Here is a 10757-nt window from a genome sequence, read left to right on the forward strand (position 1 = left end):
CGCCACGGCGACCGCCGTGAGCCGCGCGTAGTCGAGCGTGTCCGGGGTGTCGGTCGGGCGATGGTAGTGGGGGTTCCGGAAGTTCGCCGTGCCGGTGAGCATCAGGGCGGGAATCCCCACCTGCCAGAAGGACGCGTGGTCGCTGCGGCCGAGGTGGATCAGGGGCGGCGCCGCGAGGCCGACGAGGGGGCCCAGAGGGCCGTCCGGACGTGGGTCGCGCAGGGTGATGACGGGGAGCGGGGGCTCCGTGGCCCCCGCCGCCCGTCGCCACAGCGAGGCGGCCGCCTGCGTCGAGCGCCGGTGGACCACCAGGGTGAAGTCGCCTCGCCGCCCGGACGAGCGGACCTCGGCGGCCGCGCCGGGAAAGGCCGCGGCGAACCCGACGGGCATCGACTGGGTCCCCGGATCCGTCGCGAAGAAGCCGACCGACTCGAGGCAGATCATGCCCGTGACCTGCTGGGTGCGACGGAACCTGCGCGCGGCGACCCGGGAGCCGATCATTCCCAGCTCCTCCATGTCGAAGAAGACGAGGGTGACCGCCGGTGGCCGGGGCAGACCGCCGAGGAGGCGCGCGACCTCCAACAGGGCGGCGACCCCGGAGGCGTTGTCGTCGGCGCCGGGGCTGTCGGCGACGGTGTCCAGGTGCGCCCCGACGATCACGGAGGGGCCGTCGCCGCCTCCCGGCAGCCGGGCCAGGAGGTTCGCGCCGGTCAGTCGCCGGTGCAAGCGGAGTTTGAACACCTCCGCGCGATCGGTGCAGCGGTCGGTGCAGCCCAGTCGCCACCGCACCCCGAACGGCTGCCGGTCGGTCCGCCAGCCCGCGGCGACCAGTTCCCTCGTCACATGGGCCTCGGCACGCAGCATGGCCTCGGGGGCACGGGTCCGACTGCGCGGCCGGTCGGCGAGGAACTCCACGTCCTGCCGGAGCCGCAGCGGGTCGGCCCGCCGGGTCAGTTCCCGTACGAGCGCGGGGACGTCGGGCCCGAGGTCCACGGCTTCACCGTCCGGGTCCACGGTCTCACCGCCTTCGCCTTCGGCGATCGCAACAGCCGGCTTCCCTCGATGATGCGGTACGACGCCGACGCCTGCCCGTCAGCTCCTGCGGCCCGTCGCCCAGTGCAGGGCGCCGGCGAGGTGGGCGCGGAAGGCGGGGGTCGCGTACGACTGAGGGGTGTGGCCCAGGGCGGTGAAGAAGAAGCGGCCGCCGGCCTTGTCGTGGCACCAGGAGAGTGGATGGTCCGCGCCGTGCGTGCCGCCGGTGTACGTGGACTCGTCGGCGCGCAGCAGGACGTGGACGCCCACGTCGCGCGGGTGCGCGGTGAAGTCGTACCACTCGTCGGTCCAGGCCCACGTGCCGGGCAGGTGCGCGGTCGCCGGGTGCGCGGGGTCCTCCACATGGACCAGGCCGGGCTGGAGCGGCGGGTGTCCCGCGAAGCGGGTGCCGAGCAGGTCGCCGTAGAAGGGCCAGTCCGGCTCGGCGTTGGCCGCCGCGTGGACGGCCAGGAACCCGCCGCCGCCCCGTACGTGCGCCTCCAGGGCCGCACGGCCCGGGTCCGTGAGGACGGGCCCGGTGGTGGAGAGGAAGACCACCGCCGCGCACCGTGCGAGCCGCTCGTGCGTGAACGCCTCGGGGTCGTCCGTCGCCTCCGCCGCGAACCCGCCCTCCTTCGCCAGCGCGACGAGCGCGTCCGCGCCCGCCGGGATGGAGTCGTGGCGGTAGCCGGCGGTGCGGGTGTAGACGAGGACGTCCGAGGTCGGCACGCGGCGAACTCCCTTTCAGGCAAGCGCTTTCCGTCCGACCGTAGTCAGCGACAGCCGAGGGCCACAAGCCCCTTCGCCCGGTCAGGCTGCGATAACATACATACATGCATGTACGTAAAGAGAAGGAGACGCCTGGGCCGGGGGCCTCGCCGCGCCGCTCCGGACACGCCGAGCGCAGCGCTCAGAGCCGTGCTGCGCTGCTGGAGTCCGCGGCCCGCGGCCTGTCCCGCCACGGCTACGGCAACCTCGTGCTTGAGCAGGTCGCCCGCTCCGCCGGGTACACCCGGGGCGCCCTGTACCACCAGTTCAAGGACAAGCAGGATCTGACCCTGGCCGCCCTCGAATGGGTGCTCGCCACCTGGGAGCAGGAGGTGGGCGTCCTCGTCGAGCGTGAGCGGGAGCCCGTCGCGGCACTGCTGGCCATGGCACGCGGGCATGCCGTCTTCTGCCGGCGCGACATCGCCCGCATGGCGATGGCGCTGCGGCTGGAACTCGGCGGACAGGACCACCCCGTGGGGCGCGCGGTGGAGGCGGCGTACGACTCGCTCGTCACCGACTGCCGCCGCCTCGTCGAGGCCGGGCGGGCGGCGGGAGCGATCCCGCCCGGCCCGCCGGCCGACACGCTCGCCCTCGCCTTCGTCGGCGCCCTCGAAGGAGCCGTCGCCGCCCTGGCGGGCCGGGCGCCGCACGACGAACTGCTCGCCGAGCGCGTCGCCTTCGGCGTGCTGGGGCTCCACCCCGACCTCCCGCACCGGACGAAGGACCGCGCATGAGGATCCCGCCGACCGCGTACACCTCGCGCCCGTGGCGCATGCACGAGATCGCCCCGGACTTCCGGGTCGAGGACGTCTGGGCCCTGCCCACCCCCGGCGGCCCCGACGACCTCCCGCTGCTCGTGGACTGGTTCACCCGGGACGACGGCCCCAACCCGTTCTCCGGAGTCGCCCGCCTCCTGTTCGCGGTCCGCCTGTGGCTGGGGCGGGTCCTGGGCCTGGACAAGAGCGGTTCGGGTGTCGGATCGCGGGTGCCGTCGCTCCGCGCGCACCTGCCGGAGGACCTGCGCGAGGGCCCCCACGGGCCGGACATGCCGTCGCTGCCGTTCACGTCCGTCTACCGCACTGGGACCGAGTGGGCGGCCGAGAGCGCCAACCGGACCGTGCACACCGTGCTGCACCTCGGCTGGGTCCCGGACGGAACCGGCGGCCACCGCGGCGAGATGACCGTCCTCGTGAAGCCGAACGGCCTCCTCGGCCGCGCGTACATGGCGGCCGTCGCGCCCTTCCGGATCCTGATCGTCTACCCGGCCCTGATGCGGATGATCCGGCGCGGATGGCGGGAGAACACGCCGGCCGAGGACACCGCGCCGGAGCCGACCGTCCGTCAACTGCGTGAGGTACCCGGGGAGATCCGCACGCTCGCCCCGGCCGGCACCGGCTACGCCGACGTCTTCGTCCTCACCACGCCGGACGCCGCCCACCGCTCGCCGGAGCAATGGGCCCGCGCCCTGTTCCACGACGTCGCGGGCCTCCAGGGCCAGTTCGTCTGGCGGGTGCTCCTCGGTCTCCGGCTGCGCCGGGGCACGTCAGCGGAGCTCGTGGCCGGGTGGCGGATCGCCGAGCGCCGCGAGGGCTCGATCCGGCTCGAGGCCCGCTCCTGGATGCTGACCGGCCACCTCGTGGTCGAGGTGAGCGAGGACAGCGTCTCCCTGGCCACGGCCGTCCGCTATCTCCGCCCGGCCGCGGCCCGCGTCTGGCCGCCGCTGGCCGCGATACACCGCCGGCTCGCCCCGGACCTCCTGCGCGACGCACACCGGGTACTGCATCCCGCACCGTCACGCTGATGCGCCTGATCAGGGCGCCGGATCCGGATCGGTTCGATCGAGCGGCGCGGTGAGGGCGGCGAGCAGCGGCGGCAGGAAGTCCTTCTCCAGTGCGCCCGGCGGGAGTTCGTCCGGCTCGACGTAGCTCTGTGCCAGGCCGCCCTCCCGCAGGGCGACCAGCAGCCGGGCGAACCGGTCGGCGTCCACGGTGAGTTCGCGGCCCGCGCGGCGCAGCACCGAGGTCAGGCCGCGGGCGATCTCCGCCCGCAGCCGGGCGTCGTGGCGGGCGAGCACCCACGCGGCCTGCCGGTCCCGGATCGCGTACAGCGTGAACTCGGTGGTGACCAGGTACCAGTCCCGCTCGTCCGGCTCGATCCGGGCGGCGAGCGCGGCGAGGCCGTGGAGGGTGAGGTCCTCGGGCTCCAGCTCGTCCACGGCCCGGGCGAGCCGGGCGACGGTGCGCTCGCTGTGCTCGTCGAACAGCGCGAGGAAGAGCTCGTCCTTGCTGCTGAAGTTCGAGTAGAAGGCCCCTCGGGTGAACCCGGCGCGCTCGCAGATCTGCTCGATGGAGGAGGCGTGGTAGCCCTGCTCCGCGAAGGTCTCCAGGGCGGCTTTCAGGAGCGCGGCGCGGGTACGGGGCCGCCGCCCCGTCATCCGTTTCGGCACGGTGCCCTCCTCGTCTCCGCCGGCGCGGCGGCCCACGATACCGGCGGCTCTCCCAGGCACGGATCGGACCCGGAAGATAAAATTCACGCATGGGAGAGCGGCCCGTCGTGCCCGCCGCACCCGAGCTGGTCCTCGAGATCAATGGGGACCTGACCGTCATGAGTCCGAGCCGGGTCTATCGCATCGGGCGCGACCCCACCAGCGACATCGTGCTCGCCGACGCCCGCGCGTCGTGGCACCACGCGGTGCTGCGTGCCGACGGGGACCACTGGACTCTGGAGGACGAGGCCAGCACGAACGGGACGTACGCGGCCGGCCGCCGGGTCCGCACCGGCGAGGTCGGCCCGGGCACGGTGCTCCGCTTCGGCCACCCGGACGACGGGCCCCGAGCGGTGCTGTCCGGGTACGCACCGGCGCCCCCTCCGCCTCCGACGCCCGACCGGGCTGGGGACCGGGCGGAGCCGGCGCCCCCTCAGCCGTACGTCGCGGAGCCGACGCCCGAGGAGCCGCAGCCGTACGTGTCGGAGCCGTACGCCCAGGCGGAGCCGCAGGCCCAGGAGCCGTACGTCGCGGAGCCGACGCCCCCGACGCCTCACCCGCCCGAGCCGGAGCCGTACGCCGCGGAGCCCGCGGCCCCCGAGCCGTACCGCCCGGAGCCCGCGCCCCACCCTGCCGAGCCGACCCCGCCCCAGCCGTACGCCGCCGAGCCCGCCCCCTCCCCCACCCCACCCCGCCCCTCCTCCGTCTCCCTCCCCGGAGCGACCGGGACCTTCCGGCAGCCGACCTCGGTCCGGCCGCTGCCGACGCGGACCGTGCGGATCGGTCGAGGTGCGGACAACGACCTGGTCGTCGACGATCTGGTGGTCTCGCGGCGCCACGCCGAACTGCGGGCCCACCCGGACGGCACGTACTGGATCTACGACGTCGGCAGCCACAACGGCACGTACCTCAATGGCCGTCCGGTCAGCCGCGCGCGCGTGACCTCGGCCGACATCGTCGGCATCGGCCACTCCGCGTTCTGCCTCATCGGCGACCAACTCGTCGAGTTCACCGACACCGGCGAGGTCTCGCTCGACGTGCAGGAGCTGGCCGTCACCGTCGACCAGGGCCGCAAGACCCTCCTCGACGACGTGTCCTTCCCGGTCGGGCAGAAGACCCTGCTGGCCGTCGTCGGCCCGAGCGGCGCGGGAAAGTCGACCCTGCTCAACGCGCTGACCGGTCAGCGGCCCGCCGACCACGGGACCGTCCTGTACGACGGCCGCGACCTGTACCGCGACTACGCCGAGCTGCGCCAGCGCATCGGACTCGTGCCGCAGGACGACATCCTGCACCTGCAGCTGACCGTGCGCCGCGCCCTCGGGTACGCCGCCGAACTGCGGTTCCCCGAGGACACCCGGCGCGACGAGCGGCGCGCCCGGGTCGACGAGGTCATCGCCGAACTCGGCCTGGAGCAGCGTGCGGACCAGCCGATCCACAGTCTGTCGGGCGGGCAGCGCAAGCGGGTGAGCGTGGCGCTCGAACTGCTGACGAAGCCGTCGCTGCTGTTCCTGGACGAGCCGACGTCCGGGCTTGACCCGGGCATGGACCGCTCCGTGATGCACATGCTGCGCGGGCTCGCCGACGACGGCCGCACGGTCATCGTCGTCACGCACAGCGTGCTCAGCCTCGACGTGTGCGACCGGCTCCTCGTCATGGCCCCGGGCGGCCGGATCGCGTACTACGGGCCGCCCGCCGACAGCCTCGGATTCTTCGGGTTCGACCAGTGGCCGGAGGCCTTCGAGTCGTTCGAGGCCGACCGTGACCGCGACTGGGCCGGCCAGTACCGGACGTCACAGTTCCACCGGCAGTACGTCGCGGACGCGATGGAACGGCCCCAGCTCCCCGAGGGCGCCCAAGGCGCCGCCGCGCCGCCCACCGCGCCGCCGAAGGCGCAGAGCTGGGGCGCGCAGCTGCGGACGCTGGTGCGCCGGTACGCGGCCGCGCTCAGCGCCGACCGGACCTTCCTGGTCGTCATGGTCGCGCTGCCGTTCGTGATGGGCGCGATGGCGCGGGCGTTGTCGGAGGGCAGTCTGGGCCCCGAGTCCACGATGAACGTGCTGCTCATCCTGTGTGTGGGCGGCGTGCTCACGGGTTCGGCGAACGCGGTCCGCGAGCTCGTGAAGGAGCGGACCATCTACCGCCGGGAGAGAGCCGTCGGCCTGTCGCGTTCCGCCTATCTCATGTCGAAGGTCGTCGTCCTCGGCGTGATCACGGTGGTACAGGCGGTGGTCCTGACGCTGGTCGCGCTCGTCGGCGTGCCGCTGAACGTGCCGGACGGCAAGGGTGTGCTGATGCCGCCGCTGATCGAGATCACGCTGGCCGTGGCGCTGCTGTCGTTCACCGCGATGATGCTGGGCCTGTTCGTCTCCGCGCTCGTCCGCAAGGAGGAGGTGACGATGCCGCTGCTCGTCCTGATCGCCATCGTGCAGGTGGTGTTCTGCGGCGGGCTGCTGACCGTGCGCGGGACGGCGGTGCTCGAACAGCTGGCGTGGCTGGTTCCGTCGCGGTGGGCCTTCGCGGCGATGGGCGCGACCATCGACATCGGGAAGGTCGCGCCGAACGAGAAGACCGCGGACCCGCTGATGGCGCACACGGCGGGCGCGTGGCTGCTCGACATGGGGATGCTCGTGGCGATCTGCGTCGTCCTCGGCGTGACGGTGGCGTGGCTGCTCCGCCGGCGCGAACCCGTGATCATGCGAAAGTAGGCCGCCCATGGGCTACCCCGGCACTCCTGTCCCGTCCGTCTCCTCCGACTCCTCCCTCCCACCGGTTCTGCCGGACTTCCGTCCGACCCATGTGGTGCCGCGCGAGGGGCTGCCCGCCTGGGAGGCGCCGGATCCGTCGCTGCCGACCGATCCGCTGGACGCGTTCCTGCCGGTGCAGCTGGTGGACCGGGTCGGGGACTGGGGGCAGATCGTGTGCTCCAACGGCTGGTCGGCCTGGGTGGACGGGCGGCTGCTGATCACCGTGCCGCAGGACCCGCCGGCAGCCGGTCAGCCGCCGGCCAGGACGGCCGACCCGCGCCCGCTGATCGCCCGTGCGGAGGACTCGCTGGGGCGGTTCCGGCGGGCGGCGGAGGAGCTGGCGGCGGGCCGCTCGGACGGGGAGACGTTCCGGCGGCGGACGCGGGGGCTGCGGGTGGGGATGGTGGTGGACGGCGAGTCGCTGTGGCTGTTCGACGCGGAGCACGAGCGCTGGGTGTACTGCGACGGCGCCGCGCTCGCCACGTACGCGGCGTCGGGCCGCCCGGTGGCGGCGGCCCCGGAGCCCGGGCCGGAGGCGGCTGCCGGGCACGCCCCGACCCAGGTGGTCCCGGAGGCCGTCCCCGCGCCGACACAGGTGGTGCCGGAGGCCGCCCCCGCGCCGACACAGGTGGTCCCGGAGGCCGCCCCCGCGCCGACACAGGTGGTGCCGGAGCCGCCGGAAGCGGCCGGGCCGCCGGAGGCGACGCAGGTCGTACCCCACGTGGCACCACCGGCCGGGCCGCCGGAGGCGACGCAGGTCGTACCGCAGGTGACGCCACCGGCCGGCGCGCCGGACGCGACGCAGGTGGCAGAGCCTGTGGACCCCGGGGAGACGGACAAGGCGGGTGAGGGCTGATGCCCGGCGCGACGCGGGACGCGGACCTGCCCGCCGGCCGGGACACCGGCCTGCTGGGCAAGAAGATCGCGGGCTATCTGGTGCAGGGCGAGATCGGGCGCGGCGGCATGGCCGTGGTGTACCGGGCGCAGGACCTCCGCCTGGACCGCACGGTCGCGCTGAAGCTGCTCGCCCCCGAGCTGGCCCGCAACGACACGTTCCGCAAGCGCTTCGCGCACGAGTCGCGGGTGGCGGCCGCGCTCGATCATCCGCACATCGTGCCGGTCTTCGAGGCGGGCGAGACGGAGGGCGTGCTGTACATCGCGATGCGGTACGTCCCCGGGCAGGACCTGCGGGCCGTCCTGGACCGCGAGGGGCCGCTGCCGCCGGCGACGGCCGCGCGGATCGCGGTGCAGGTGGCGTCGGCGCTGGACGCGGCGCACGCGCACGACCTGGTCCACCGGGACGTGAAGCCGGGCAACATCCTGGTGGCGGAGGGCACCGACAGCGAGCACCCGGAGCACGTGTACCTCGCGGACTTCGGCCTGACGAAGAAGTCCCTCTCGCTGACCGGGATCACGACGGTGGGGCAGTTCGTGGGCACGCTGGACTACGTGGCGCCGGAGCAGATCGCGGGCCGCCCGGTGGACGGCCGGTGCGACGTGTACAGCCTGGGCTGCGTGGTGTTCGAGACGCTGACCGGCGCGCCCCCGTTCCGCCGCGACGACGACATGGCCCTGCTCTGGGCGCACCAGTACGATCCGCCGCCCCCGCTGTCGGAAGAGCGACCCGGCCTGCCCGAGGCGGCGGACGCCGTCATGGCCAAGGCCCTCGCGAAGGCTCCGGAGGAGCGGTACGCCACGTGCCTGGAGTTCGTCTTCGCCCTCCGCGCTGCCCTGGAGACCGGCACGCCCGCCCCCGCGAAGCCCACCGGCCCCAGCAGCACCCCCCAACGCCCCCAGCCACCGCCCGAACCGCCGCGCTGGGCGCTGCCGGTGTTCCGGGGCGTCGTGGAGCGGCCGGAGAGGAGCCCCGGCTGACGTCGGTCTCCTGCGGGGTCAGTGCTTCAGCAGCAGCTTGAAGGCGACGATCAGCATGCCGAGCAGCAGGTTGACGGTGGCGGTGATGGCGACCTCGCGCCATGCGGCTCCGGCCCGGCGGGCGGCGGCGACGGACCAGCCGACCTGACCGGTGATCGCTACCCCGAGCGCCAGCCAGAAGGTCCCGGGCATGTCCAGGCCCAGGAGCGGGCTGACCGCCACCGCCACGGCGGGCGGAATCGCCGCTTTGACGATCGGCCACTCGTCCCGGCAGGCACGCAGCACGATCCGGCGGTTCAGGGAACGCTGCGCCAGCCGCTCGCCGAACAGCATCGCGTGCACGTGCGCGATCCAGAACACCCCGCCGGTGAGCAGAAGCAGCAGGATGAGCTCCAGGCGCGGGAAATCGCCCAGGCTGCCGGCGCCGACGACGACGGAAGCCGCGAGCATCGATCCGTAGACGGCGCCGGTGTAGTCGGCGTGCTCGCGCCGCTCGGCCCTCCGGGCCGCGGCGTCCGCGGTTCGGGACATTCTGGCCTCCAGCAGCTCTCGGACCGCCGCCTAGCCGGACCGGCCGCGGGTCGTCTCCTGGGGCATTTCGCCGCGGCGGTGGACGGGGACGGCGAGCAGGGCGCCGAGGAAGCCGGCCACGAGCCCCCACAGGAGGGCGAGGCCGGCCATCCGCCAGACGTGCGGGTCGAGCACGACCTCGCCGCCGAAGCCCTCGATGTCGCCGATGCCGAGGACCGACAGGCCGAAGTGGGCGGAGACATGGGTGAGCGGTGCGACGACGAGGAGGGTGAGGGCGAAGGCGATGCCGCAGTGGAGGGCGTGCTGCCAGAGCCGGACCCCGGCCGGGGAGCGGGCCGCCATGACGAAGGCGGCGGCGATCAGGAGTACGGCCGCGATCGGGATCAGCCACCAGGCGCGGGCGTCCTGCTCGGCGAGCGAGGAGACGTCGAGCGTGGCGGTCTGCCGGCCGCGCAGCACCTCGTCGAGGATGTGCGGCATGGGGAGGCCGAACGGGCCGTCGACCTTGCCGTCCCAGGACCCGCCGATCCCGACGCCCAGGGCCAGCCAACTGACGTTGGGCAGGCCGAGCAGAATCACCGCGAGGGTCTCGGGGGCATGGCCGCGGGTGGCCGCCACGACGATCCCGATGACCAGGCCGATGACGACGTACGCGAGCACCAGGAGCAGCATCGCGGAGGCGGCGGGCCGCACGGCCGCGTGGTACCGGACGATCCTGGTCGGCAGCGGCGCGCCGCGGGAGACGAGCAGGGCCACGAGGAGCACGCCGAGGATCCACAGCAGCCCGTAGCCGAGCGTCGGTCCGAGCTCGGTGCGGAAGCCCACGGACGGGTCGGTGGCTTCCAGGAGCTCCCCGAAGATGTCGGTGACCGGGTCCCCGCCCGTGGGGGCCGTGATGGGGAAGTCGTGCCGGGCCAGGGCGGACACGCCGGCGAGCGCGGCGAGCCACAGCACGGCCGTGCGGCCGACGCGGGCCAGCAGCTCGCGGGTGCTCGCCACCGCGTGGTGGCGCAGTGGGCGCAGGAAGACGGCACCGGTGACCAGCGCGCCGACGAGGGTGATGCTGAGCGGCATCGCGATGAGTTCGGCCTGAGTGCCGGCGAGCGCCCCGGCGTCTCCGGAGAATTCGATCCGGCCGCCCGCGCCCATGATGACGACGGCCGCGACGACGCTGGGGAAGCCGCCGCCCGGCAGCTCGTCGGCGCCCGCGGCCCACAGGCCGAGCGCCGCGATCACGGCCATGGCGAGGATTCCCGCGAGGACGGCGAGGAGGGCGTCGAGCCAGTCGCGGGCGACGTGCCCCGCGCCGGCCGGCGCGCCGC

Annotated in this window: 10 protein-coding genes; 5 read left to right on the plus strand and 5 right to left on the minus strand. The window is 74.1% G+C overall.

Going from position 1 to position 10757, the window contains the following annotated elements:
- Together VIU94_RS37780 and VIU94_RS37785 are read right to left on the minus strand one after the other, a co-directional pair.
- A partial coding sequence (locus tag VIU94_RS37780) for a M28 family peptidase (RefSeq protein WP_331918951.1) occupies positions 1–993 on the minus strand: 993 nt, incomplete at its 3' end.
- 99 nt (positions 994–1092) lie between these two features.
- Positions 1093–1761, minus strand: coding sequence for a ThuA domain-containing protein (locus VIU94_RS37785; RefSeq protein ID WP_331918953.1), 669 nt, complete (start codon positions 1759–1761; stop codon positions 1093–1095).
- A 104-nt stretch (positions 1762–1865) separates the two neighbouring features.
- Between VIU94_RS37785 and VIU94_RS37790 the strand changes: the two genes are divergently transcribed.
- Both VIU94_RS37790 and VIU94_RS37795 read left to right on the plus strand, forming a co-directional pair.
- On the plus strand, positions 1866–2534 hold the full coding sequence (locus VIU94_RS37790) for a TetR/AcrR family transcriptional regulator (protein ID WP_331918955.1): 669 nt from the start codon (positions 1866–1868) through the stop codon (positions 2532–2534).
- Complete coding sequence (locus VIU94_RS37795; RefSeq protein ID WP_331918957.1) at positions 2531–3601, plus strand: DUF2867 domain-containing protein; 1071 nt, start codon at positions 2531–2533, stop codon at positions 3599–3601. Before VIU94_RS37790 ends, VIU94_RS37795 begins: the two co-directional genes overlap by 4 nt.
- Before the next feature lie 9 nt (positions 3602–3610).
- Here VIU94_RS37795 and VIU94_RS37800 read toward each other — a convergent pair whose 3' ends face one another.
- The gene (locus VIU94_RS37800; RefSeq protein WP_331918959.1) at positions 3611–4246 is read right to left on the minus strand and encodes a TetR/AcrR family transcriptional regulator; all 636 of its coding nucleotides are present in this window, start codon (positions 4244–4246) and stop codon (positions 3611–3613) included.
- Between the two features lie 89 nt (positions 4247–4335).
- On the opposite strand from VIU94_RS37800, the gene VIU94_RS37805 reads away from it, so the two are divergent.
- From VIU94_RS37805 to VIU94_RS37815, 3 genes are read left to right on the plus strand one after another with little or no spacing between them, the layout of a single operon-like run.
- Positions 4336–6990 (plus strand): FHA domain-containing protein, encoded by a 2655-nt coding sequence (locus VIU94_RS37805; protein WP_331918961.1) that lies wholly within the window; start codon positions 4336–4338, stop codon positions 6988–6990.
- Between the two features lie 7 nt (positions 6991–6997).
- Positions 6998–7885 carry a hypothetical protein gene (locus VIU94_RS37810; protein ID WP_331918963.1) on the plus strand — a complete coding sequence of 296 codons (888 nt, stop codon included), beginning with the start codon at positions 6998–7000 and terminating at the stop codon, positions 7883–7885.
- Positions 7885–8904 (plus strand): serine/threonine-protein kinase, encoded by a 1020-nt coding sequence (locus VIU94_RS37815; protein ID WP_331918965.1) that lies wholly within the window; start codon positions 7885–7887, stop codon positions 8902–8904. Before VIU94_RS37810 ends, VIU94_RS37815 begins: the two co-directional genes overlap by 1 nt.
- Before the next feature lie 18 nt (positions 8905–8922).
- On the opposite strand, the gene VIU94_RS37820 is transcribed toward VIU94_RS37815, so the two are convergent.
- Positions 8923–9435 carry a hypothetical protein gene (locus VIU94_RS37820; RefSeq protein ID WP_331918967.1) on the minus strand — a complete coding sequence of 171 codons (513 nt, stop codon included), beginning with the start codon at positions 9433–9435 and terminating at the stop codon, positions 8923–8925.
- 30 nt (positions 9436–9465) lie between these two features.
- On the minus strand, positions 9466–10757 hold a 1292-nt coding region (locus VIU94_RS37825), incomplete at its 5' end, for a streptophobe family protein (RefSeq protein WP_331918969.1).

Source organism: Streptomyces sp. (assembly GCF_036566765.1).
Lineage (GTDB): Bacteria > Actinomycetota > Actinomycetes > Streptomycetales > Streptomycetaceae > Streptomyces.